Raw genomic sequence first — 24,881 nt, 5'->3', positions numbered from 1 at the left:
CGGCAGCGTTGCCCAGCAGGCCGGGCCGTGGGCGGTCGGAGCGATCGACTGTGGATGGTCGGGCCGCGATGCGGGTTGTGGAGGAACGGGAGCGAGGGGCTGGAGCGGGAGCGAGGGGCTGGAGCGGGAGCGGGCGGGCGCGGCGCGGGAACGCGTGCGGGTCGCGGTACGCGAGCGGGCGGAAGGGGCCGTGGACGGGAGGTGCGGGGCGCGTGTTCCGCCCGCTCGCGTCCGGCGGGCGGCGCGGACGGCGCGGGCGGCGCGGGCGGCGCGGACGGCGCGGGCGGGGCGGGCGGGGCGGGCGGCGCGGCCGGCGCGGACGGCGCGGGCGGCGCGGGCGGCGCGTGAGCGGGCGGAAACGACGTAGGACGGGAGCCGCGGGGCGCGTATTCCTCCCGCTCGCGTCCCAGGCGCCCCGCCCCGCGCACCCCGCCCCGCCCCGCGCACCTCGCCCCGCCCCGCCCGCACCAACCAGGTACTCGCACGGCCACTCATCGCCGCCCGGGCCCCGGTAGCGTCAGGACCATGGAATTCAGGTACCTGGGCAAATCCGGACTCAAGATCTCCGAGATCACCTACGGCAACTGGCTGACGCACGGCTCGCAGGTCGAGAACGACGTCGCGACCCAGTGCGTCCGCGCCGCCCTCGAGGCCGGCATCACCACGTTCGACACCGCCGACACGTACGCCAACACCGCCGCCGAGACCGTGCTCGGCGAGGCGCTGAAGAGCGAGCGCCGCCAGTCGCTCGAGATCTTCACGAAGGTCTACTGGCCGACCGGGCCGAAGGGGCACAACGACGTCGGCCTCTCCCGCAAGCACATCATGGAGTCGATCGACGGCTCGCTCGAGCGCCTCCAGACCGACTACGTCGACCTCTACCAGGCACACCGCTACGACCACGAGACCCCGCTCGAGGAGACCATGCAAGCCTTCGCGGACGTCGTCCGCCAGGGCAAGGCGCTCTACATCGGCGTCAGCGAGTGGAACGCCGAGCAGATCCGCGCCGGCGCCGCACTGGCGAAGGAGCTCGGGTTCCAGCTCATCTCGAACCAGCCGCAGTACTCGATGCTGTGGCGCGTCATCGAGGGAGAGGTCGTGCCCGCCTCGAAGCAGCTCGGCCTCAGCCAGATCGTCTGGTCGCCGATCGCCCAGGGCGTGCTGACGGGCAAGTACAAGCCGGGCCAGCCGGCCCCCGAGGGCTCCCGCGCCACCGACGAGAAGGGCGGCGCGGACATGATCAAGCGGTTCATGCGGGACGAGGTCCTCGAGGCCGTACAGCGCCTGCAGCCGGTCGCCGACCAGGCCGGCCTGACGCTCGCCCAGCTCGCGATCGCGTGGACGCTGCAGAACCCGAACGTGGCCTCCGCGATCGTCGGTGCGTCCCGCCCGGAGCAGGTCACGGACAACGTCAAGGCAGCGGGCGTCACCCTCGACGCCGACGCGCTCGCCGCGATCGACGACGCGCTCGGCGACATCCCGGAACGCGACGCGAGCAAGACGGTCAGCCCGGAGCGGCGCCCCGCGTAACGCGCGACGGACCGACGGACGGGAGGCACGGTGCCGGCTGGCACCGTGCCTCCCGTCCGTCGTCCCGTCACCACACAGCGCTCGCTACCGTCCAGACGGACGGGGGATCTGACCCCTGATCAGCCGAAACGCTGACGGATGTTCACTGATGAACAGCAGGTGTCGCGGAACTGGCAGGGTCCTGGCAGACCGTGTACCCCACCCAAACCACCCCGTCGCGTGCCCCCGAAGAGGGGGCATGACCCGAACCGACACCCCCGTTCTGGTGCCACCCGGCATCGGGCCGGTGCCGACCCCCGTTGCAGTTCCCGCCGCACGCGCCGCCCACCCAGCGGCATCCGCCGGCCCTGCGGTGACCGTGGCTCGGCGGGCGCTCGCCTCCCGCCTGCGCGCCACGGCGACGCAGCTCGCCTCGTTCGGCGCCATCGGCGCCGTCTGCTTCGTGATCGACCTCGGCGTCTACAACCTGCTGCGCGCGACCGTCCTGACCGACGGTCCGATCGCCGCCAAGATCGTCTCCGCCGTCGTCGCCACCGCGGTCGCGTGGCTCGCGAACCGCTCCATCACGTTCCGCTCGCAGCGGCAGGTCGGCCGGAAGGAGACCCTCCGCGAGGGACTCCTCTTCGCCGTCACGAACGTCGTCGGCCTCGGCATCGCCGCAGCCTGCCTGTTCGTCTCGCACTACGTCCTCGGCTTCACCTCGACCCTCGCCGACAACGTCGCCGGCAACGGGGTGGGCCTCGTCCTCGGCACCGTCTTCCGGTTCGTCGCGTACAAGGCCCTCGTCTTCCGTTCCACCGACGCTCACGCGAAGGAGCACGCCGCATGACCATCACCGCCACGCTGCTGACGGCCGCCGGGCCGCTGCTGCAGCCGAACGAGGGGACCGGGCCCGCAGGGAACCTCCCGAACCGTGGGACCACGGACGTCCCGACGGGAGGCTCGGGGCAGGCCCCGCAGGTCGCCTGGTCGCTGGGTGAGTGGATCGGGTACTCCGTGCTCATCGCCGTCTCCGTGCTGCTCACGGTGATCGCACTCACCACTCTGTGGTGGATGCTCCACGCATGGCGGTCACGAGACGCCCTGAAGTCGACGAGCTTCAGCCAGACACCGTTGCCCGCGGCGCACCGCTTCACGCTCCTCGTGCCCGGGCGGCACGAGCAGGACGTGATGGGCCAGACGCTCGACATGCTCGCCACGCAGGACCACCCGGACTTCGAGATCATCGCGATCGTCGGCGAGGACGACCCGGAGACCGACGCGGTCGTCCGGGCCGCCGCGGCCCGCCACCCGTCCCTCATCAAGGTGGTCGTGGACGACACGGCGCCGAAGAACAAGCCGAAGGCGATGAACCTCGCCCTGCAGTACGCGACGGGCGACATCGTGGGCGTGTTCGACGCCGAGGACGAGGTCTACCCGCGCCTGTTGAGCCTCGTCGACTCGCGGTTCCAGGAGACCGGTGCCGACGTCGTACAGGGCGGTGTGCAGCTCATGAACTTCCGGTCGAGCTGGTGGGCGCTCCGCAACGTGCTCGAGTACTACTTCTGGTTCCGGTCCCGCCTGCACTTCCACGCCGGTTCGAAGTTCATCCCGCTCGGCGGCAACACCGTGTTCGTGACGAAGGAACGCCTCGACTGGTCGAACGGCTGGGACGCACACTGCCTTGCAGAGGACTGCGAGCTGGGTGTGCGGCTGTCCGCCGACGGCGCGAAGGTCGTCGTCGCCTACAGCCCTGAAGCCGTCACCCGCGAGGAGACCCCGCCCACGTTCGCGTCCCTGCTCAAGCAGCGGACCCGGTGGAACCAGGGGTTCCTCCAGGTGCTCGGGAAGGGGGAGTGGAGGAAGCTGCCCTCGTTCCGTCAGCGGTTCTTCGCGCGGTACATGCTGACGATGCCCTTCGTCCAGGCCGCGACCGGCCTGCTGATCCCGCTGAGCGCCCTGATGATCCTCTTCGTCAAGGTGCCCACCGCGATCGCGCTCATGACGTTCATCCCCGTGGCGCCGACGCTCATGCTGCTCGCCGTCGAGGTCGTCGGGCTGAACGAGTTCGGCCGGCTGTACCAGGAGAAGGTCCGGGCGCGTGACTACGTGTTCCTCGTGCTCGGGCTCGTGCCGTACCAGGTGTTCCTCGCCGCGGCTGCGGTCCGGGCGGTCGTCCGGCACGTCAAGGGCCAGAACGGCTGGGAGAAGACCGAGCACACCGGCCAGCACCGCACGGGAGCCGTGCAGCAGGAGGTCGTCGGGTTCGCGAACGCCGTGACCACCGACGCCGGGACCCGCGAACTCGCCGGTTCGACCGCAGGAGGTGGCCGATGAGCGCCAGCATCACCCACACCACCGGGATCCCGGTCCGGGGGGCTGCATCGTTCTCCGGCGTCCGCGGGTGGTTCCGGGTCCATGCAGCCAGCCTCGGCTGGCTCGTGCCGGTCCTCGCCGTCACCGTCGTCGTGCAGGCGTGGAACATGGCCGGCACGCCGCAGCGCATCGACGACGAGGGCACCTACACGGCGCAGGCCTGGGCGATCGGGCACCTCGGCGAGCTCACCCACTACACGTACTGGTACGACCACCCGCCGCTCGGGTGGATCCAGATCGCCGGGTACACCGCGTTGACGGGCGCCTTCGCCCGCTACCCGTTCGCCGTCGAGGCCGGCCGCGAGGCGATGGTCTTCTTCGCCGCCGTGTCGAGCCTCCTGCTCTTCGTCCTCGCTCGCCGACTCGGCGCTGGTCGGGCGACCGCGGCCGCGGCAGGGCTCGTGTTCGCGCTCTCCCCGCTGGCCCTGCAGTACCACCGCACGGTCTACATCGACAACGTGGCGACGCCGTGGCTCCTCGCCGCGTTCGTCCTCGTGCTCAGCCGGCGTCAGCAGCTCGCCGGGTTCGCCGGGGCGGCAGCCTGCCTGGGCGTGGCCGTGCTCTCGAAGGAGACCTACCTGCTCGCGCTGCCGTTCCTCGTCTGGATCGCCGTGCGTCGGGCCGACCGCAGCACACGCCGGTACACGCTGAGCGTGGCCGGCGCGGTCCTGGTCGTGATCGGTGGAGGGTACCTGTTGCTCGCCGCGGTCAAGGGCGAACTCCTGCCCGGCAGCGGCCGGGTGAGCCTCCTCCAGGGCATCACCTACCAGCTCGGATCCCGTGCCGCGTCCGGCTCCGTCTTCGACGCGGGGAGCCTGGCGAACCAGGCGGCGTCCCAGTGGTGGGCGCTCGACCCCGTGTTCATCGTGCTCGGCACGGTCGCGGCGGTCGTCGGGCTCTTCCTGCGTCGGGTCCGACCGATCGCGGCGATGCTGGTGTTCCTGCTCGCGATGATGTTCCGTCCGAACGGGTACCTGCCGGTGCCCTACGTCATCGTGCTCGTCCCGTTCGCGGCGCTGCTCGTGGCGTACACGGCCGAGCGGGCGGTCCTCGCCGTCGCGGGGCGGACACGCAGCCGCGCGGGGAGCCGGATCGGCGGCGTCGCACGACGCGGGCTGGGGGCTGCCTGGGTCGCCGTCACCGCGACCGCGCTCGCCGTGGCCGTCCCCCTCTGGGGCGTCCAGCTCCGCGGGTTCCTGGTCGCGGACCTGGACCGGCCGATGCAGCAGGCCGAGCAGTGGGTCGGCGACAACGTCCCGAAGTCGTCACGGCTGCTCGTGGACGACGCCATGTGGGTCGACCTGGTCCGTGACGGTTTCGCCCGCGACAACGTGATCTGGTACTACAAGCTCGACACCGACGCCGCCGTGCAGCGCCAGTCGCCGAACGGGTGGAAGGACTCGGACTACGTCGTCACGACCGACTCGATGCGCACCGGTGGCAACTCGTCGCGGGACGTCTCGCTCGCGGTCCAGAACTCGACGAGTGTCGCGAGCTTCGGCACCGGTGACCAGCGCGTGGACGTCCGTCGCATCCACGCAGCGGGGACGACAGCCGCGGACGAGGCCATCACCGCCGCCACGAACGGGCGGAAGACGATGGGCACCGAGCTGGCACAGAACCCGGCGCTCCGTGCCGACGCCGGCACGAGGTCCCAGTTCCGCGCCGGTCAGGTCGACTCCCGTGCGATGCTCGCCCTCGGGCAGGTCCTAGCCGACCAGGACGTCCGCGTCGACCGTTTCACGTCCCTGACCGGCGAGGAGGGGCAGCCGTTCCGACGGGTTGTCCTGCACACGAGCAGCGGCGAGACCGCCGTCCGGGTCGCAGACACCTTCGCGGCGATGAGCGAAGCGATCCGACCGGCGGACATCGAACGGGACGGCAGCCGGGTCGTCGTGACCTACGCCCCCGCCGACCCGACCACGACGCCGACCACGGCGTCCTGAGGCCGCTGGCTGCGTGCCCACCCACGTGACGAGCAACGGCCGCGAGCGGGCGGCAACGGCCGTACTGGGCACGAGGAGCGAGCAGGTTCCGCCCGCTCGCTCGCTGGCCCCGACCCGGAAGCCCGACCCGAAGTCCCGACCGGAGACACCGAACCCGATCCCGGAACCCGACCCCGAGGAGCACCACGATGCACACCACCGACACCACCGACACCACCGACACCACCGACACCACCGACACCACCGGAACCACGAACACCCGCGTCGCGGCGCGGCATGCCCTGTCGCGTCGCGCAGCCCGCCGCCCGCTCGTCGTCGGCGGCGTCGCTGCCGCCCTCGTCGCCGCTGCCGTCGGGCTCACCGTTCCGCAGACGGCGACCGCGGCAACGTCCGGCGACGAGGGCTGGCTGCGCGTCGGTCACCTGTCCCCGGACACCAAGGGGGTCGACGTCGAGCTCACCAGTCTGTCCGGCGGCAAGAAGGTCTTCGAGCTCGACGACGTGACCTACGGCCAGGTCAGCCCGTACCAGGAGCTCCCGGTCGGGACCTACGTGCTGTCCATGCGCGCTGCCGACGACCCGGACTCCACGCCGGTCATCTCGACCGACGTGCAGGTGCAGCAGGGCGACGCGAACACCGTCGTCGCCTACGGCAAGAACGACGACCTCAAGACGACCGCGTTCACCGACGACCTGCAGCAGCCGGGCGACGGCAAGGCGAAGCTGCGGCTCGTGCAGGCGGCGACCACCGCGAAGGAGGTCGACGTCAGCACCGCCGACGGCACCACCGTCGCGCAGGACGCCGCGTTCGGGACCGCGACCCGGTACGCGACCGTCGGTGCGGGGAAGTGGCGGCTCGACGTCTCCGGCGACGGGCAGCGTGGGACCGCTGACGTCGACCTCGCGGGCAACACCGTGTCGACGCTGTTCGTCCTCGACGACAGCAAGGGGGACCTCACCGTCGTCCCGGTGACCGACGCCGCAGCCACGGCGGCCACCCCGTCGGGCGGCGTCCAGACCGGCGGCGGTGGCTCCGCCGCAGGACGTCCCGTCACCGAGTTCACGCACGCGGTCGTCGCGGCGTTCCGCTCGCTCTTCCGCTGACGGGCAGGAGGCGCGGTGCACGTGAGCGGGTCCGCCCACGGGCGCCGCGCCTCCGCCACGACCGTCCCCGACCACCGGAGAGGTACAGCCGGCATGACCCGCAAGACCTGGATACCCATCGCCGCCGCGGCGACGCTCGTCGTCGCCGTCGGCGCCGCGCTCGTCGCCGTCCGCCCGTGGAGCGCGACGGCGCCGCAGGCCTCGATCACCTCGAACGCCACCTCGACGTCCGCTCCGGACGTCGACCGGAGCGCCGCGCAGTTGCGCTCCGACTTCATCGACCGCTACGTGCGCGACGGCCGGGTCGTCCGGACCGACCAGGGCGGCGACACCGTGAGCGAGGGGCAGGCCTACGGCCTGCTCGTCGCCTACGCGAGTGACGACCGGAAGACCTTCGGCGAGGTCTGGTCGTGGACGGAACGCCACCTGCTGACGGACGACCACCTGCTGGCGTGGCGGTGGACACCAGGAGCCGGCGTCGCGGATGACCAGTCCGCGAGCGACGCCGACCTCGACGCGGCCCGCGCCCTCGTGCTCGCGGGAGAGCGATGGGACGACGCGCGGTACACCGAGGCGGGGAAGACCCTCGCCGCGGCGATCCTCGACCACGAGACCGCCGAGACCGACCTCGGCACGATCCTGTTGCCAGGGCCGTGGGCCGACCGGGAGCCCTACCGCTACAACGCGTCGTACGCATCGCCGGCGGCGTTCCGCGTCCTGGAGCGTGCGACCGGTGACCGACGTTGGGCAGCGCTCGCGGACGGGTCCCGCGCCGCGACCGCCGCGGTCCTCCGGGCCAGCGCCCTTCCGAGCGACTGGTCTCAGGTGCACGCCGACGGTGCAGTCGACCCGATGGCGGCGTCCGGCGACCAGGGACCGGTCGTCTACGGGTGGGACGCGATGCGACTCCCGCTCCGTTGGGCCGAGGCCTGCTCCGCACCTGACCGGGCCCTCGCCGGGCAACTCGCGCCCACGCTGCGGCGCAGCACGACGCTCGCGGCGCAGCTCGACCTCGGCGGCACAGCCGTGACCACGGACACCAGTGCGCTCGCCTACGCCGCCCGGGCGGCCGCCGAGCAGGCGGACGGTTCGTCGTCGGCGGTGACCGCGGACCTGCGTCGGAGCGACCGGACGTCGGCGACGACCCGGACGTACTACGGCGACGCCTGGGCGGCGCTCGGCGCGACGATGCTCACGTCGGACGTCCTCGGCGGGTGCGCGGTCGGTCCCCGGAGCGACTCGTGAGCGGACGCCGGGCCGCTGCGCCGCGTCGCGAGCACCCGACCACCGTGGTGCGCGGGCGACGTCGAGCGAGCGGGCGTCGCGGGGTGGTCGTCGCCGGAGCGGTCGCGGCCGTGCTCGTCGTCGGCGGCATCGCCGGGGTGGCCGTCGCAGCGACCGGCGCCGGCGGCGCTGCGACCGGCCGTGCCGCGGGGACCAGCGCGTCGGCGTCGACCGATCCCGGCGCCGCGAGGAACGGGTCCGGCGGGAGCGACACGTCCGGGTTCCAGGACCCGGCCGCACCGGCGGCGCGGTCGAACGCGACGCCGGTCCGTGTGGAGATCCCGGCGATCGGCGTCTCCTCGGGGCTGGAGGACCTCGGCCGCGGTCCCGCCGGCGAGCTGGACCCGCCGAAGGACTGGGACAGTGCCGGCTGGTTCTCCGGTGGGATCGTCCCCGGGCAGGTCGGTCCCGCGGTCATCGCGGGCCACGTCGACAGCCCGACCAGCGCCGCCGTGTTCTACCGTCTCGACGAACTCGTGCCCGGTGACCAGGTGCAGGTCGGGATGTCCGACGGGACCACCCGTACGTTCACCGTCGAGCGGTCCGAGCGTGCGGCGAAGTCCGCCTTCCCGACGAGCGACGTCTACGGCAGTGCGCCGACGCCCCAACTCCGGCTGATCACGTGCGACGGCACCTTCGACACCGCGACCGGCCACTACACGGACAATCTGATCGTGTTCGCAGACCTGTCGTCAGGATAGGCCCGACGCGCTTCGGTATCGTCTGACCCGACCCGCAAGGAGCACCATGAGCAAGTCCCTGGTCATCATCCCGACCTACGACGAGGCGGAGAACGTCCGTCCGATCGTCGCGCGCACCCTCGCCGCGACCGACGACAGCGTGCACGTGCTGGTCGTCGACGACAACTCCCCGGACGGCACCGGCGACATCGCCGACGCGATCGCCCGTGAGACCGACCGGGTGCACGTGATGCACCGCACGGTCAAGGACGGCCTCGGCGGCGCGTACCTCGCGGGGTTCGCCTGGGGTCTGGAGCACGGGTACGACAAGCTCGTCGAGATGGACGCCGACGGCTCGCACCACCCGGAGTACCTCCCGTGGATGCTCGAGCTCGCCGACTCGAACGACCTGGTCCTCGGTTCCCGTTGGATCAAGGGCGGTGAGGTCGAGAACTGGCCCTGGTACCGCGAGCTGCTGTCCCGCGGCGGGAACCTGTACACCCGGATGGCGCTCGGCATCGCCGTGCGGGACGCGACGGGCGGCTTCCGGGTCTTCACCTCGTCGGCGTTCGAACGGATCGACCTGGCCGGTGTCGCCTCGAAGGGCTACTGCTTCCAGGTCGACCTGTGCTGGCGCGCCCTCGAGGCCGGCCTGCGCGTCGTCGAGACGCCCATCACCTTCACCGAGCGCGAGTTCGGCGTCTCGAAGATGAGCGGCAACATCGTGCGCGAGAGCCTGACCCTCGTCACGAAGTGGGGCATCGACCGCCGGCTCCGCGAGCTCCGCTCGCTCATGCGCGATCACCGGCGGCTGCCCTCGGTGCGCCGCAACGCGCACGCGGTCGGCGACCGCACCGCCTGACGCGGCGGGTCTGCCGGACCTGCAGGACGGACGGGAGGCGCGGTGCCGGCTGGCACCGCGCCTCCCGTCCGTCCGGTGGTCGCCTCGGCGACCCCCGTCGCCTTGGTGAGCGCCGTCGCCGTGGTGACCACCGTCGCCGTGGTGACTACCGGAGCACGACGACCCCGCGGCCGTCGAAGTGGACGCGGCCGTCCTCGACCGAGGCCGACCCGAACCGGTAGAGCTCCTCGCCCGAGCTGTCCGGGACCGGCACGTCCGCGGCATCGTCGGCGAAGTGCACCACGACGTGGACGGGCGCTGCGTCAGGTCCGAGCAGCCCGCGCGTGAGCACGAGCCACCGGTCGTCCGCGTCGAAGCGGACCGCGTTCGCCTCGTAGCGGTGGTCGACGAACGCCTGCTCGGTCCGACGCAGCGCGACGAGCACCCGGTAGGCGCGGAGGATCGCCGCACCCCGCTCCGAGGTGACGTCGGCCCATTCGAGCTTGGAGTTCGTGAACGTCGTCGGGTCCTGCGGGTCGGGCACCGTCGACTCGTCCCAGCCGTGCTGCGCGAACTCCTTGATGCGTCCCTCGGCCGTCACCTTGCCGAGTTCGGGCTCCGGGTGCGAGGTGAAGAACTGCCACGGCGTCGTCGCAGCGAACTCCTCGCCCATGAACAGCATGGGCGTGAACGGCCCGAGCAGGGTCAGCGCGGCCGCGATGACGAGCGACTCGTCGTCGAGGGTCGCGGCGAGCCGGTCACCTGCGGCCCGGTTGCCGATCTGGTCGTGGTTCTGGTTCGCGACGACGAGGGCGGTCGCGGGCGAGGTCCCGCGGTCGATCGGTCGACCGTGCCGCTTCCCGCGGAACGACGACCACGTACCGTCGTGGAAGAACCCGTGGTCCAGGACCTTCGCGAGCGCCGACAGCGGGGCGAAGTCGGCGTAGTAGCCGTTCGTCTCCCCGGTCACCGCCACGTGCACGGCGTGGTGGAAGTCGTCGGACCACTGACCGGTGAGGCCGTACCCGCCGGCTTCCTGCGGGCGGAACATGACCGGGTCGTTGAGGTCCGACTCCGCGATGAGCGACAGCGGGCGTCCGACGGACTGCGCGTACGCCTCGGTCTCGGAGGCCATCGCCTGCAGGACGTGGGGCCGGGTGGTGTCGCGGATGGCGTGCACCGCGTCGAGGCGGAGCCCGTCGACGTGGTGGTCGCGGAACCACATGCGCACGTTGTCGAGCACGTACCGGCGGACCTCGGGGTCCTCGACGTTGACCGAGTCACCCCACGTGTTGCCGAGCCCCTGGAGCAGGTACGGCCCGTACAGCGGCAGGTAGTTCCCGCTGGGCCCGAGGTGGTTGTACACGACGTCCTGGATGACGCCGAGGCCGAGCGCGTGCGCCGTGTCGACGAACCGGTCGTAGGCGTCGGGACCGCCGTAGGGGTGGTGCACGGCGAACCAGCCGACACCGTCGTAGCCCCAGTTCCACTCGCCGTTCACCGCGTTGACGGGGAGCAGCTCGACGAACTCCACCCCGAGCTCGACGAGGTGGTCGAGCTTGGCGGCCGCGGCGTCGAGCGTGCCCTCGGGGGTGAAGGTGCCGACGTGCATCTCGTAGATCACGGCCCCACGGGCGGGCCGACCGGTCCACGAATCGTCGGTCCAGGCGAAGCGCTCGGGGTCCACGACCTCGGACGGGCCGTGCACGCCCTCGGGCTGGTACCGGCTGCGCGGATCGGGTCGGACGGAGTCGTCGTCGTCGATGCGGAAGCCGTAGCGCGCGCCGACGACGGGGACGACCTCGTCGGTCGCCCACCAGTCGTCCTCGCCGCGGGTCATGGCGTACTCGGTACCGTCGACGACCAGGCGCACGCGCTCGGGGTTCGGCGCCCAGACGGCGTAGCGGGTGGGAACGGTCATGCGTGACCCTCCAGGATCTCGATCTCGGCCTGCTGGTCGGAGACCGCAGCGGTGTTGTTCGTGCTCGTGCCGGGGTCCGCGCCGGACGTCACCGGTGCGGCGTCGTGCTCGGCTCCGTTGGGGTCGGCGTCGGCGACGTCCGCCGGGACGAGCAGGGCGACGGGCAGGTCGGCGAGCAGCGCCGACAGGGCGATGCCGCGGGACGCCGGGAAGCGACGACCGGTCAGCAGGTCGACCCGGTCGGCCGGCACCGGGTGGACGAGCGTGTCGCCCCACCCTCCGACGCGCTCGAGCCCGACGGGCAGCCGCGTCGCGACCGTCACGGCACCGCCGCGGTCGAACGCGAGCACGTGGTCGGCGGCGATGCCGGTGGCCTCGAGCCCGAGGTACCGGGTGAAGAGCTCGGGGTGATCGCGTCGGATCCGCAGGGCGCGGCTCGTCACGAGGACCTTCGCCGCACCGTCCAGGCCGACCTCGGGTAGCTGCTCCGGACCGGTGCCCTCGGGGCCGTCGAGCGTTGCGAGGACGTGCCGCAGCTCCGTGTGGTCGACCGGGCGGCGGTTGTCCGGGTCGACGAGCGAGCGGTCCCACGCCTCGGTGCCCTGGTAGACGTCCGGGACGCCCGGCATCGTCAGCTGGACCAGCTTCTGCGCGAGCCCGTTCGACCAGCCGGCCGCGTCGATCGTGCGGTCGAGCTCGTCGAGCACCGCGACCACGCGCGGGTCGTCGAACGCGGCGTCCACGAGGGCGTGCATCTGCTGTTCGAAGGCCTCGTCCGGTTCGGTCCAGGTCGTGCTGTCTCCGGCTTCGCGCGAGGCCTTCTCGGCGTACGCGTGCAGGCGCTCGCGGCTGGCCGGTCGGGCACCCACGATCGCCTGCCAGAGCAGGTCCGCGAACACCGCGTCGTCGAGCGGCGCGAGGGCGTTCAGCTGCTCGAGGGCGCTCGACCACTCCGACCCGAGCTCGGCGAGCACCGCGATGCGGGCGCGGGTGTCCTCGCTCCGCTTGGTGTCGTGCGTGGTCAGCGTGGTCATCGTGTGCGGCCAGCTGCCCTGACGCTCGCGCTGCGCCTGGTGGAAGTCGTCGACCGACACCGCGAACACGCTCGGGTCGCCGCCGACCTCGCTCAGGGAGCTCAGGCGCGACGTCCGGTAGAACGCGGTGTCCTCGACGCCCTTCGCCATCACCATGCCGGAGGTCTGCTGCAGGCGGAGCGCCGCGGCGTGCCCGGGGTCGACGAGCGCCGGCGCGATCCGGTCGATCACGTCGTCCAGGTCCGGTCGCGTCTCGGCTGCGCGCTCCAGGGCGGCGATCAGGTGGTGGACGCCCTCGGGCAGGTAGGTGCGGTAGACGTCGAACGATGCGACGATCTCGGCCACCGCGTCGACCACGCGCTCCTGCGGCAGGTCACCGGCCGTCGACGCGAGGAGCCGGGCGAGTCGCGCGACCTCGCTGCCGAGGATCCCGTCGGCGATGCCTCGGCGGGTGTCGTGGGTCAGCTGCTGCCAGTCGGCCGGTTCGGCACCGGACGCGGCGGTCAGCGCCTCTTCGCCCGCGGGGTCGACGAAGACGCGGTCGACGACGCCGAGCGCGTCGTAGCCGGTGGTGCCGTCGACGGGCCACGAGGACGGGAGCTGCTCGCCCGGCTCGAGGATCTTCTCGACCAGCGTGTAGGCCCCGCCGGTCAGGTCCGCGAGGTCCTGCAGGTACACGGCCGGGTCGTACAGGCCGTCCGGGTGGTCGATGCGCAGGCCGTCGACGAGCCCGTCGCGGAACCAGCCGCCGATCGTGTCGTGCGAGGCCGCGAACACCTCGGGCTCCTCGACGCGGATCGCCGCGAGGGTGTTCACCGCGAAGAACCGGCGGTAGTTCAGCTCGTGGTCCGCGCGCTTCCAGTGCACGAACGCGTAGTGCTGGCGGGCGTGCACGGTCTCGACGTCGTCGCCGTCCTGCACGGTCCCGGGAGCGGTCGGGTAGGCGGTCTCGCCGACGTACAGCCGACCGTCACGCAGCTCGACGGCGTCGAGCAGGCGGTCGTCGAGCACGGGGACGCGGACCTTGCCGTCGCCGGCTTCCCAGTCGACGTCGAACGCCCACGCGACCGGGCTGGCCTGGCCCTGTTCGAGCAGCGACCACCACCACGGGTTCGCCTCGGGCGTCGCGACGCCGACGTGGTTCGGGACGACGTCGACGAGCACGCCGAGTCCGGCGGCGTGGGCGGCCTCGGCGAGCCCGCGCAGCGCTGCGTCGCCGCCGCGCTCGGTGTCGACGTGGGAGTGGTCGACGACGTCGTAGCCGTGCTGCGAACCGGGCTCTGCCTGCAGCACGGGGGAGAGGTACACCCAGTCGGCGCCGAGGTCGCGGATGTGCTCGACCACGTCCTGCGCCCGGGTCAGGTCGAAGTCGGGTGTGACCTGCAGTCGGTAGGTGGACGTGGGGACGCGTCTGGCGGTCACCTGGTGGCTCCTGTGCTGTCGGGTTCGGGAGTGGCGCTGTAGTCGGCCGGCTCGGAGCTCGCGGGCTCGGAGGTCGACGGGTCGGTGCCCGCTGGGTCCGTCGCCGAGGTGGTGGGCGAGGCCGCGGGGTTGGTCGGCGTGGACGGCTTCGTGTCCGTGGCGGCGTCGACCGGGGCCGTCGTGACCTCGTGGTCCGGCTCGGCACGGAGCACGATCATCGACCGCGCGGGGACGTCGAGCGGCGTCCCCGCGTCGAGGACCTCGTCGCGGGCACCCGGATCGGCGGTGTCGATCCGCACGGTCCACCCCGGCGAGTACTCCTCCGGGGGCAGGGTGAACGTCACGACGTCGTCGTGCGCGTTGTAATACGTCAGGAACGCCACGTCGGTGACCCGCTCGCCCCAGCGGTCGCGCCCGCGGATGCCCTCGCCGTTCAGGTACATGCCGACGCTCTTGCCGAAGCCGGAGTCCCAGTCCTCGGGGTCCATCGCATCACCGGAGGGCGTCAGCCACACGACGTCGGGGAGCGGCTCGCCCTCGCTCCGGCGGACCGGACGGCCGTTGAAGTACCGCGTGCGGCGGAAGGTCGGGTGGTCGTGCCGGAGCTTCACGACGTCGGCGGTGAACTGGATGAGCTCGTCGTCGGCGTGCTCCCAGTCGATCCAGCTGATCGGCGAGTCCTGGGCGTAGACGTTGTTGTTGCCGCCCTGGGTCCGCCCGAGCTCGTCACCGTGCGCGATCATCGGCACGCCCTGGCTGAGGAGCAGCGTCGCGAGGAAGTTCCGGCGACGCTGCAGCCGGAGCGCGTGCACCGCCGGGTCGTCGGTCGGCCCCTCGACGCCGGAGTTCCACGAGCGGTTGTGGCTCTCGCCGTCGTTGTTGTCCTCGCCGTTGGCCTCGTTGTGCTTCTCGTTGTAGGCGACGAGGTCGTACAGCGTGAAGCCGTCGTGGGCGGTGATGAAGTTGATGCTCGCCTTGGGGGTCCGGCCGTCGTGCTCGTACAGGTCGGCCGACCCGGAGATGCGGGACGCGAACTCGCCGAGGGTCGACGGCTCACCGCGCCAGAAGTCGCGCACGGTGTCGCGGTACTTGCCGTTCCACTCGGACCACTGCGGCGGGAAGTTGCCGACCTGGTAGCCGCCGGGACCGACGTCCCACGGTTCCGCGATGAGCTTGACCTGCGACACGATCGGGTCCTGCTGGACCAGTTCGAAGAAGGCTGCGAGCCGGTCGACCTCGTAGAACTCCCGCGCCAGGGCGGCCGCGAGGTCGAAGCGGAACCCGTCCACGTGCATCTCCGTCACCCAGTACCGCAGCGAGTCCATGATCAGCTGCAGCGAGTGCGGGTGACCCACGTTGAGCGAGTTGCCGGTGCCCGTGGTGTCCATGTAGTACCGCTTGTCGTCCTCGACCAGGCGGTAGTAGGCGGCGTTGTCGATACCGCGGAACGACAGCGTCGGCCCGAGGTGGTTGCCCTCGGCGGTGTGGTTGTAGACGACGTCGAGCACGACCTCGATCCCCGCACGGTGCAGCTCGCGCACCATCGCCTTGAACTCCTGCACCTGCTGCCCGCGGTCGCCGGACGACGAGTAGTGCGAGTGCGGCGCGAAGAACCCGATGGTGTTGTAGCCCCAGTAGTTCGACAGCCCCTTCTCCTGCAGGGTGGAGTCGTTCACGAACTGGTGCACCGGCATGAGCTCGAGGGTGGTGACGCCCAGACGCTTCAGGTGCTCGATGACCGCCGGGTGCGCGACGCCGGCGTAGGTGCCCCGTTGTTCTTCGGGGACGTCGGGGTGTGTCTCGGTGAGGCCCTTGACGTGGGCCTCGTAGATGACGGTCTCGCCGTACGGGATGCCCGGCGACCGGTCGCCCTGCCAGTCGAAGAAGGGGTTGATGACGACCCCCTTCATCATGTGGGGCGCCGAGTCCTGGTCGTCGGTCGAGTCCGGGTCGCCGAACGTGTACGAGAACAGCGCCTGGTCCCAGTCGATGTCGCCACTGGTCGCCTTGGCGTAGGGGTCGAGGAGCAGCTTGTTCGGGTTGCCGCGCAGTCCGCTCGCCGGGTCGTACGGGGCGTGCACGCGGAAGCCGTACTCCTGCCCCGGTGCCACGTTGGGCAGGTACGCGTGCCAGACGTGCGCGTCGACCTCGACCAGGTCGACGCACTCCTCGTTCCCAGCGTCGTCGAAGAGGCACAGTTCCACGCGGTCGGCGACCTCGCTGAACAGGGCGAAGTTCGTGCCGCTGCCGTCGTAGGTCGCCCCGAGGGGGTACGGACTGCCGGGCCAGGTGTGCAAACGGTCCTCCAGGTGTGGGTGCCGCCAACGTATCGGCGCGGCCCCTCCGCGTCCGCAGACAAGCCCCAGCAGTGGACGAGGGTGACTCCGCGCGTCGCTGTGGAGGAGTGGCCGAGTAGCCTCGCGCGCATGGCCAACATCGTGAGTCAGATCGCAGACAAGGTGCGCCCGATCGGCGTCTCCACCAACTACGGCGAGCCGGTCGAGGTCGGCGACCAGACCCTCATCCCGGTGTCGCTGGGCTGGTTCGGCTTCGGCGGCGGCGGGGACGGCGACGACAACGGCGGCGGGGGTGGCGGCGGCGTGTCGATCCCCGTCGGCGCCTACGTGCGCCGTCCCGGACAGGACCTGCAGTTCGAGCCGAACCTCATCTCGCTGCTCGCGGTCAGCATCCCGACCATCTGGGTGACCGGCAAGGCGCTCGCCAAGGTGGTCCGCGCACTCAAGAAATGACCACAGGACGGACGGGAGGATCGTGGCGACGCCGCCACGGTCCTCCCGTCCGTCATCTGGTCGTCACCCGTCTAGACTGCTGCCACACACACGGGAGTCCGGGACCACCGGGCTGAGAGGGAGCGAACGGCGCTCCGACCGTCGAACCTGATCCGGGTCATGCCGGCGCAGGGAGGAGTCAGCACCATGCCTGCAACCATGCAGTCCACCGTCCCGTCCACCACCCTCCGGCGGTCGCTCCGCTGGCGCGTGGTCGACATCGTCGTCGCCAGCGTCCTCGCGGTCGCGATCGGCGTCGTCTTCAAGCTCTGGGAGTTCGGCTACGAGCCGCTCAGTGCGGGAGCCGCCCTCGTCCTGCCGGGATCGCAGTCGCTGTTCGGCGGCGTCTGGCTGCTCGCCGGGCCGATCGTCGCGATCGTCGTGCGGAAGCCCGGAGCCGCCCTGTACGCCGAGATGGTCGCCGCCTCGGTCGAGGCGCTGCTCGGCACGCAGTGGGGGTGGCTGACGCTCGAGGCCGGCCTCGTGCAGGGCCTCGGCGCCGAGCTCGTCCTCGCGCTGTTCCTGTACCGCGTGTACCGGCTGCCGGTCGTCGTCCTCGCGGGGGCGGCCGCCGGGCTCGCGCTCGGCATCAACGACACCGTCCTGTGGTACCCGGGGCTCGACGTCGGGTTCAAGGCCGTCTACGTCGTGTGCGCCGTGGTCTCCGGCGCCGTCATCGCGGGTGCCGGGTCCTGGGCCATCGTCCGGGCGCTCGCCGCGACCGGAGTCCTGTCGCAGTTCGCGGTCGGCCGGGAGCACGCCAAGCGCACGACCCGCAGCGCGGCGTGACGGCCGTGTCCGCCGGTCGCGCGGACGCAGCGCCCGCGACCGAGGTCCCGGCGAGCACCGGCCCGGCCGGCATCGTCTTCCGTGACTGGGGGTGGCGCTACGCCGCCCGCGACGAGTGGGCGATCCGCGGAGTCGACCTCGCGGTGCGCCCGGGGGAGCGGGTCGCCGTCGTCGGACCGTCCGGCGCGGGCAAGTCGACGCTGCTGCGGGCCGTCGCCGCGGTGCTGCCCGACGAGCCGGACCCCGAGGACGACACCGCCGCGGCCGTCCAAGGCGCGGTGCTCGTCGACGATGCCGCACCGGGGACGGTCCGCGGGCGGGTCGGCCTCGTCATGCAGGACCCCGAGGCGCACACCGTGATGTCGCGCGTCGGGGACGACGTCGCGTTCGGTTGCGAGAACACCGGCGTGCCGCGGGACGAGACCTGGCGGCGCGTCCGGTCGGCGCTCGACCTGGTCGGCCTTGACCTGCCGCTCGACCGGTCCACGACCGCGCTGTCCGGCGGGCAGCGGCAGCGGCTCGCACTCGCGGGCGTGCTCGCCATGCGTCCCGGCGCGCTCGTGCTCGACGAGCCGTGCGCGAACCTCGACCCGGACGGCGTACGTCAGGTGCACGACGCCGTGCGCGCGGTCCTCGACGAGACCGGTGCGACGCTGCTCGTCGTCGAGCACCGGATCGGCACCTGGCTCGACCTGGTCGACCGGCTCGTGCTGCTCGCTCCCGCCGGCGGGGTCGTCGCGGACGGCACGCCGACCGAGGTCCTCGCCGCGCACGGTCCGGCGCTCGCGGCGGCGGGCGTGTGGGTGCCCGGGTCGGAGCCCGCACGGGGCTCGGCTCGGCAGGCGGTCCCCGGGGAGGACCGCGCGCACGCTCGGGCGCTGCTCGACGCTCGGGGACTCGCGACGGCGCGCGGCCGGGGGCACCGGGTCGGCAGCGGCATCGACCTGACGGTCCGGCACGGGCGTGTGCTGGCGGTGACCGGGCCGAACGGCGTCGGGAAGTCGACGCTCGGCCTGACGCTCGCCGGGCTGCTCGCGCCCGACGCCGGCGTCCTCGAGGCCACCTCCGCCCTCCGGCACGGCCTGGCCGGGGCGGCGCCGTCGTCCTGGTCCAGCCGGGAGCTCGCCGGCCGGATCGGGACGGTGTTCCAGGACCCCGAGCACCAGTTCGTCGCGGCCACCGTGCGGCAGGAGCTCGCCGCCGGACCTCGGGCGCTCGGTCAAGCGCACGTCGAGGACCGGGTGGATCGGGTGCTCGACGACCTCGGGTTGGCGCACCTGGCGGACGCGAACCCCTTCACGCTGTCCGGCGGCGAGCAGCGACGGCTCGCGATCGGCACGGTGCTCGTGGCGGAGCCCGACGTGCTCGTGCTCGACGAGCCGACCTCCGGACAGGACCGCGCCACGTGGCAGGCCGTCGTGGACCGGCTCGGCGCGCTCGCGGACGCGGGGACGGCTGTCGTCGCCGTGACGCACGACCGCGACCTGGTGCGGGCGCTCGACGCGGACGAGGTGGTGCTCGGCCCGGAGGGCGTGCGACCGGCCGGCCCGGGCGGTCTGCGGCCGACCGGCCCGGGGACGGCGGACGGTGTCGTCGCCGACGTGACGGGGGATGCCAGGCCGGTCGTCCCGGGGACCGCAGCCGACGCGCGAGGGCGATCCGTGCCTCCCGTCCGGCCCCGCGGGATCCGCGGGGTGCAGCCCGTCGCGTCCCTGCTCGGGGTGCTCGCGCTCGGCCTGCTGCTCGTCCTGAGCCTGGACGTCGTGTCCGCAGCGGTCGCGCTCCTGCTCGAGGTCCTGCTGCTGCCGCTGCTCCGCATCCCCTGGCGCACGCTCCTGCTCCGGACCGCACCCCTGACCGCAGCGGTCCCGCTGACGGCCGTGAGCATCGCGCTGTACGGCCGGCCGTCCGGACGCGAGTGGTTCGACCTCGGCTTCGTGCACGTCACCGACGGGTCGCTCGAGCTCGCCCTGGCGACCGCCCTCCGGGTGCTCGGCGTCGGGCTGCCGGCGATCGCGCTGTTCGTGCGGGTCGACCCGACCGACCTGGCGGACGGGCTGGCGCAGCTCCTGCGGCTGCCCGCGCGGTTCGTGCTCGGGGCACTGGCGGCGGTGCGGATGACGACCCTGCTCGGCGGGGACTGGCGGCAGCTGCGCAGTGCTCGTCGTGCCCGGGGGTTGGCCGACACCGGGCGGCTGCGTCGGGGTGCATCGATGGCGTTCGCGCTGCTCGTGCTCGCGCTCCGGCGGGCGACGACGCTCGCGGTGGCGATGGAGTCGCGTGGGTTCGGGGCGCCGGGTCGGCGGACGTGGGCGCGACCGGCGCGCTTCGGCGGCCCCGAGTGGGCGATGGTCGCGGTGCTCGTCGGGATCGGTGCGGTGTCGGTCGCGGTGGCGGTGGGCACAGGGATGTGGCGTGTCTGACGGGGTCGTGGACGGCCTCGCGGCTGCGGCGGCAGCTGCCGCTGCCGCTGCTGGTGCTGCTCCGGGTCTCCGTGCGGCTTCCGGGCGGGGGCGGCTCGTCGTGCTGGTCGACGGGCGCTCGGGGACCGGCAAGACGACGCTCGGCGACGCCCTCGGGGACCGGCTCGGCGCCCGGGTCGTGCACCTCGACGACGTCTACCCGGGGTGGGACGGGCTCCGTGCGGCGGCTGACGCGGTGGTGACGGACGTCCTCGGCGCCCGCTCCGGCTACCGGCGGTGGGACTGGACGACGTCGAGCCCGGCGGGGTGGGAGTCGATCGACCCGGACGTGCCGCTCGTCGTCGAGGGGTGCGGTGCGCTGTCCCGGGCTTCGGCGCCGCTCGCGTCCTTCCGCGTCTGGCTCGAGGCGGACGACACCGTCCGGCGCGACCGGGCGATCGGCCGTGACGGCGAGGTCTTCGCCCGCGAGTGGGACCGGTGGGCAGCGCAGGAGTCGTCCTTCATCGCGGCGGAGGACCCGGCGGCGCTGGCGGACGTGGTGGTGCGGACGTAGGGGTGCCGGGTGGACCCGGGGTCGCGCCGTGTGGACTCGTGGTCGCTACGCCCACCCGAGTTCGTGCAGCCGCTCGTCGTCGATCCCGTAGAAGTGCCCGATCTCGTGCACCAGCGTCGTGTGGACCTCGTCCCGGAGTTCCTCGACGGTGTCGCACTCCAGCAGGTGCTGCTTCCGGAACACCACGATCCGGTCCGGGAGCTCGCCGAAGCCGTACTGGCCACGCTCGGTCGCGGCGACCCCGTCGTAGACGCCGAACAGGTCGGAACCGTCCTCGGGCTCGTCCTCGACGACGAAGACGACGTTGTCGAGTCCGGCAACCATCTCGTCGGGCAGCCGGTCGAGCTCGTCGGTCACGAGCTCCTCGAACGCGTCGGCGGACATCTCCATCACGGGCACGATCGTGGCACAGCGGACTGTCCGACGGCTGGAGCGTCACGACCCGTCGTCGGTCGACCTCCCCAGCTCGATCCCGGCAGCCGACAGGGCTCGGCCCATCGCCGAGGCGGCGGTCGCCGCCGCTTCCGGGGTGACGTGCAGGGCATCGACCCGCACGAGCTGGTCGTCGATCACCGCGGGACAGCGACTGCTCGCGCACCAGACGGGCGTGGTGTCGACGAGCCTGACGCCGTCCAGGCGGGCGACCAGGCGCCGCTGCTGCGCACTGGGCCGCGTCTCGCACATGGCCGGTCGTCCGCCCGGAACAGCGCAGGACCGGATGTCGGGTCCGACCGGGTTCGGGAGCAGGAAAGCGATGGCCGCGTCGGTCCGCGTCTCGTCGAGCAGATCGCGGAGCCCGTCGACCAGGGGCGTGGACTCATCCCGGGAACCCTCGGCGTTCATCACGAGCACGAGGTCCGGCTGCAGCTCCTCGATCGTCGTCACCACCTGCTGCTTGTGACGCTCGCAACCGTCCCCGTCGGTGTCGAAGTGGATCTCGGCGGCGGTGAAGGGACACCCGAAGCGCGCGAGGTCCAGGATGCGCCACGCAGATCCCTCGCCCTCGACGAGCTGGCGGAGAGCCGGCATCGTGAAGGCAGCGGTGGAGTCACCGACCAGGACCGCGAGTCGGCCGTCAGGCGCGCCGAACGTGCACGACGTCCTGTCCCGCCCTCCTGTCTGTTGCGAGCAGCGGAGCACGTCGGCCCAACGCGGGGACGACACCTGTCGGGTGAGGTAGTCGTCCGCCGAGACGTCGTCGATCGACGGGGTCGTCGACGGCCAGCTGCGGAGACCGAGTCCGGCGCGGATGGCTGCTGCGCGTCGCTGGTCCAGCGCGGGACCGGCCGTGCCGTCCGGGTTGAGGTCGGTGTCGTCCCGGTCCGGGTCGGCGACGGCGCCGGTCCGGTCCGGATCAGCGGCCGGATCTCGTTCCGCCGTCGCCGCGACCTCGCCGTCCGCCACCGAGGAGTCGACCCGGGACTGGTCTGCTCCGACCGCCTTGACACAGAGCAGGATCGCGATCGTCGAGAGTGCGACCATCCCCGCCAACAGGGCCCGGGACCGGTCCTGTCCGAGTCGCCCCCGGGCGCGGTGTCGGAGGGGGCGTCGCGATCTCGACGGCGTGTCGCGCTCTGGTGCTGACCTGGCCGTCGCCCACGACCGGACCGGGCGTTCGACGCCCCAGGTCGTCGCGATGGACAGGGCGAGGGGGACGAGCAGGGACAAGGGGAGGAGGACGTGGGGCGGGGCACCCGGGAGGACGGCAGGCAGGAGGACGATGACCGGCCAGTGCCAGAGGTAGAGCGGGTAGCTGATCGAGGCCAGACCCTGCGCCGGCGCCGAGACCAGCCTCGGCGACTCGCGGTTCTGCCCGCCGCTCAGGATGATCCCGGCGGCTGCCAGCACGGCAGGGATCGCGATCGGCATCGGAGCACCGAGACGCTCGTCACCAGCGAGCAGGACCGCCAGGAGCACCGTTCCGCTGCATGCTCGGACCACTCGGCGCAGTCGGTGGTGGTGCCCGAGGGGATCGGGCACGAAGGCCAGCAGTGATCCGCTCGCGAGTTCCCAGACGCGGGACTGGGTCGCGAAGTACCCGCCGACCGGCTCGGCCATGCCCGCACACAGTGCTGACGCGACCGCGAGGACGAGAACGAGCGCGACGGCCGCGCGCCGTGACCACCCCAGGACGAGGACCATCAGGAGCGGCCACGCCAGGTAGAACTGCTCCTCGACCGCGAGCGACCAGAAGTGCTGCAGCGGAGACGGTGGGGCATCCCGCGCGAAGTAGTTCGTCCCGTCCGCCGCGAAGTGCCAGTTCGCTGCGCCGATCGCAGCGAAGACAGCGTCACGAGCGACGCTCGCTGCGCGGCCGCTCGGGAGGACAGCGACGGCGATCACGACGGTGACGGCGATGGTGATCGCCGCGGCGGGCAAGAGGCGGAGGGCTCGGCGTCGAGCGAACCCGAGGAGATCGATCCGTCCGGTGCCGCTGTGTTCGCGGAGCAGGTTCGTCGTGATGACGAAGCCCGACACCACGAAGAAGACGTCGACGCCGAGGTAGCCCCCGACGGGCCGACCGAGCAGATGGTCGAGCACCACAGCGAGGATCGCGACGGCCCGGAGGCCTTCGATGTCCGATCGTCGTGTCGTTGGTGCGGTGGTCACGCGGCCAACGCTAGGAACGACTCTGCGCCTGGAGCGAGTTCTTCACATGTCGTACTTCGCGGGCCCGGTTGTCCACAGGCTGACCGCGTCGTCGCGACAACGGAGAAGCCCCGGTCCGAAGGACCGGGGCTTCTCTCGATGGGGTGAGTAACGGGTCTCGAACCCGCGACCTCCTAGACCACAACCAGGCGCTCTACCAACTGAGCTATACCCACCATGCTGTCCCCGGACCAGCCGGAGCAACCCCTCAATAGTAGTACATGCCGCGGCCTGCGTGGACCACTACTCGGCCGCGGGCTGGGCGAGCCGCGGAGCCCACTGCTCGACCACCGCGGCGGCGACGGCACGCACGTCCTCGGTCGTCGGGCCGGGCTCGGGGATGAAGCCCGCGCGTCGGTAGTACTCGAGTTCGCGGATGGACTCGAGGATGTCGGCGAGGGCGCGGTGCCCGCCGTGCTTCTCCGGCGCGTTGAAGTAGACGCGCGGGAACCAGCGGCGGCAGAGCTCCTTGATGCTGGAGACGTCGACGCTGCGGTAGTGCAGGTGACCGTCCACGCGCGGCATGTACTTGGCGAGGAAGGCGCGGTCGGTGCCGATCGTGTTGCCGGCCAGGGGAGCGGAGCCCTCGGCGGGGACGTGCTGGAGGATGTACTCGAGCACCTGGTACTCGGCGTCGGCCAGGCTCACGCCGTGCGGGATCTCGTCGATGAGCCCCGAGGTCGTGTGCATGTTCGTGACGAACTCGTTCATGTTGTCGAGTGCGGACTGGTCCGGCTTGATGACGATGTCGAACCCGGGGTGCACGGGGACGAGGTCGAAGTCGGTGATGACGACGGCCACCTCGACGAGCTCGTCGACCTGGAGGTCCAGGCCGGTCATCTCGCAGTCGATCCAGACGAGGCGGTCGTTCGCAGTTGCCATGCGGACGATCCTATTCCGCGGGTGTGACGCTGCTGTCCGTGCTCCCGCGCCTGTGGATGCCAGCCCGGGCCGGGTGCGCGTCGGACCGGCCGCGCCCAGCGGCGATGCGCAGCGTCGCGGACGGCCCGTGCCTCCAGTCCGGACCGGCCGAGCTGTCCGAACTGTCCGACTCGGGCGACCAGCTGACGCTCCGTCCGCGAGCGGGAGGAATCGGCGCGTCGCCCTCTGGACTTGCTGCACCTTCCGCCCGCTCGCGTTCCCGCACTGCCGCCCGGTGCCGCACGCCGCCCGTACCGAACGCGATCGGTCTCGCGAGCGGGCGGGATCCGCGTCTCATCCGCCCGGACCGCCGCACACACCGCCCGCTCGCGGCTGGGCGCGGTTCCAGCGCATCCACGCACCGCGGCCCACGGACCACGGACGCGGCCCGCGAGCGGGCGGAAACCGACCCGCCCGGCGCGAGACCGCCGCGCACTCCGCCCGCTCGCTCCCGAAACCCGCTCGCTCCCGAGGCCCGCTCGCTCCCGAAACCCGCTCGCTCCCGAGGCCCGCTCGCCCCCGAGACCCGCCCCGCCCCCGAGACCCGCTCGCCCCCGAGACCCGCTCGCCCCCGAGACCCGCCCCCCACCCCCGCCCGGGCGACGGCGCGCCCGCCCGCCCCCGCACCTGCACGGACGGCC

General features: G+C 72.3%; 18 protein-coding genes, 1 tRNA gene and 1 riboswitch. Of the genes, 12 read left to right on the top strand and 7 right to left on the bottom strand.

The annotated features are described in order from the left end of the window. Positions 1-525 precede the first annotated feature (525 nt). The 8 genes from HUN58_RS07080 (at position 526) to HUN58_RS07045 (ending at position 9,760) form a co-directional block, all read left to right on the top strand. Complete coding sequence (locus HUN58_RS07080; RefSeq protein ID WP_180225541.1) at positions 526-1,530, top strand: aldo/keto reductase family protein; 1,005 nt, start codon at positions 526-528, stop codon at positions 1,528-1,530. Positions 1,531-1,768: 238 nt separating this feature from the next. Continuing rightward, a complete protein-coding gene (locus tag HUN58_RS07075) occupies positions 1,769-2,359 on the top strand; it encodes a GtrA family protein (protein ID WP_114849016.1) in 591 nt (196 codons plus the stop codon). Next, positions 2,356-3,846, top strand: coding sequence for a glycosyltransferase (locus HUN58_RS07070; protein WP_208738895.1), 1,491 nt, complete (start codon positions 2,356-2,358; stop codon positions 3,844-3,846). The genes HUN58_RS07075 and HUN58_RS07070 overlap by 4 nt, the downstream gene beginning before the upstream one ends. Further along, positions 3,843-5,831 carry a glycosyltransferase family 39 protein gene (locus HUN58_RS07065; protein WP_114849017.1) on the top strand — a complete coding sequence of 663 codons (1,989 nt, stop codon included), beginning with the start codon at positions 3,843-3,845 and terminating at the stop codon, positions 5,829-5,831. The genes HUN58_RS07070 and HUN58_RS07065 overlap by 4 nt, the downstream gene beginning before the upstream one ends. Before the next feature lie 188 nt (positions 5,832-6,019). Continuing rightward, positions 6,020-6,934 carry a DUF4397 domain-containing protein gene (locus HUN58_RS07060; RefSeq protein ID WP_180225540.1) on the top strand — a complete coding sequence of 305 codons (915 nt, stop codon included), beginning with the start codon at positions 6,020-6,022 and terminating at the stop codon, positions 6,932-6,934. A 93-nt stretch (positions 6,935-7,027) separates the two neighbouring features. Then, positions 7,028-8,179: a glycosyl hydrolase family 8 gene (locus tag HUN58_RS07055; protein ID WP_180225539.1), complete on the top strand. Its 1,152-nt coding sequence runs from the start codon at positions 7,028-7,030 to the stop codon at positions 8,177-8,179. Continuing rightward, positions 8,176-8,919, top strand: coding sequence for a class F sortase (locus HUN58_RS07050; RefSeq protein ID WP_141860665.1), 744 nt, complete (start codon positions 8,176-8,178; stop codon positions 8,917-8,919). Before HUN58_RS07055 ends, HUN58_RS07050 begins: the two co-directional genes overlap by 4 nt. A 46-nt stretch (positions 8,920-8,965) precedes the next feature. Next, positions 8,966-9,760 carry a polyprenol monophosphomannose synthase gene (locus HUN58_RS07045; protein ID WP_114849020.1) on the top strand — a complete coding sequence of 265 codons (795 nt, stop codon included), beginning with the start codon at positions 8,966-8,968 and terminating at the stop codon, positions 9,758-9,760. A gap of 145 nt (positions 9,761-9,905) precedes the next feature. On the opposite strand, the gene treZ is transcribed toward HUN58_RS07045, so the two are convergent. From treZ to glgX, 3 genes are read right to left on the bottom strand one after another with little or no spacing between them, the layout of a single operon-like run. Next, a complete protein-coding gene (gene treZ, locus HUN58_RS07040; RefSeq protein ID WP_180225538.1) occupies positions 9,906-11,660 on the bottom strand; it encodes a malto-oligosyltrehalose trehalohydrolase in 1,755 nt (584 codons plus the stop codon). Next, positions 11,657-14,116 carry a malto-oligosyltrehalose synthase gene (gene treY / locus HUN58_RS07035; RefSeq protein ID WP_180225537.1) on the bottom strand — a complete coding sequence of 820 codons (2,460 nt, stop codon included), beginning with the start codon at positions 14,114-14,116 and terminating at the stop codon, positions 11,657-11,659. Before treY ends, treZ begins: the two co-directional genes overlap by 4 nt. After that, positions 14,113-16,413 carry a glycogen debranching protein GlgX gene (gene glgX, locus HUN58_RS07030; protein WP_254631637.1) on the bottom strand — a complete coding sequence of 767 codons (2,301 nt, stop codon included), beginning with the start codon at positions 16,411-16,413 and terminating at the stop codon, positions 14,113-14,115. Before glgX ends, treY begins: the two co-directional genes overlap by 4 nt. A 129-nt stretch (positions 16,414-16,542) precedes the next feature. Between glgX and HUN58_RS07025 the strand changes: the two genes are divergently transcribed. The 4 genes from HUN58_RS07025 (at position 16,543) to HUN58_RS07010 (ending at position 20,670) form a co-directional block, all read left to right on the top strand. Further along, positions 16,543-16,866, top strand: coding sequence for a hypothetical protein (locus HUN58_RS07025; protein ID WP_058769316.1), 324 nt, complete (start codon positions 16,543-16,545; stop codon positions 16,864-16,866). 80 nt (positions 16,867-16,946) lie between these two features. Continuing rightward, a riboswitch (TPP riboswitch) is annotated at positions 16,947-17,058 on the top strand. Then, entirely contained in the window at positions 17,053-17,694 is a 642-nt protein-coding gene (locus HUN58_RS07020) for an ECF transporter S component (protein WP_180225536.1), read from the top strand. Its footprint overlaps the riboswitch before it by 6 nt. Continuing rightward, positions 17,691-20,117 (top strand): ATP-binding cassette domain-containing protein, encoded by a 2,427-nt coding sequence (locus tag HUN58_RS07015; protein ID WP_180225535.1) that lies wholly within the window; start codon positions 17,691-17,693, stop codon positions 20,115-20,117. The genes HUN58_RS07020 and HUN58_RS07015 overlap by 4 nt, the downstream gene beginning before the upstream one ends. Further along, on the top strand, positions 20,110-20,670 hold the full coding sequence (locus HUN58_RS07010) for an ATP-binding protein (RefSeq protein ID WP_254631636.1): 561 nt from the start codon (positions 20,110-20,112) through the stop codon (positions 20,668-20,670). Before HUN58_RS07015 ends, HUN58_RS07010 begins: the two co-directional genes overlap by 8 nt. 45 nt (positions 20,671-20,715) lie before the next feature. Here HUN58_RS07010 and HUN58_RS07005 read toward each other — a convergent pair whose 3' ends face one another. From HUN58_RS07005 to orn, 4 genes are all read right to left on the bottom strand, one after another. Further along, positions 20,716-21,060: a metallopeptidase family protein gene (locus tag HUN58_RS07005; RefSeq protein ID WP_114849023.1), complete on the bottom strand. Its 345-nt coding sequence runs from the start codon at positions 21,058-21,060 to the stop codon at positions 20,716-20,718. A 45-nt stretch (positions 21,061-21,105) separates the two neighbouring features. Continuing rightward, complete coding sequence (locus tag HUN58_RS07000; protein ID WP_180225534.1) at positions 21,106-23,280, bottom strand: acyltransferase family protein; 2,175 nt, start codon at positions 23,278-23,280, stop codon at positions 21,106-21,108. A 139-nt stretch (positions 23,281-23,419) separates the two neighbouring features. Continuing rightward, positions 23,420-23,495 (bottom strand) — tRNA-His (locus tag HUN58_RS06995). A 67-nt stretch (positions 23,496-23,562) separates the two neighbouring features. After that, positions 23,563-24,201, bottom strand: coding sequence for an oligoribonuclease (gene orn, locus HUN58_RS06990; RefSeq protein ID WP_114849025.1), 639 nt, complete (start codon positions 24,199-24,201; stop codon positions 23,563-23,565). Positions 24,202-24,881 lie beyond the last annotated feature (680 nt).

Source organism: Curtobacterium sp. Csp1 (assembly GCF_013347185.1).
The sequence above is the reverse complement of the archived record's forward strand: the minus strand, read 5'-3'. Positions and strand labels throughout refer to the sequence as shown.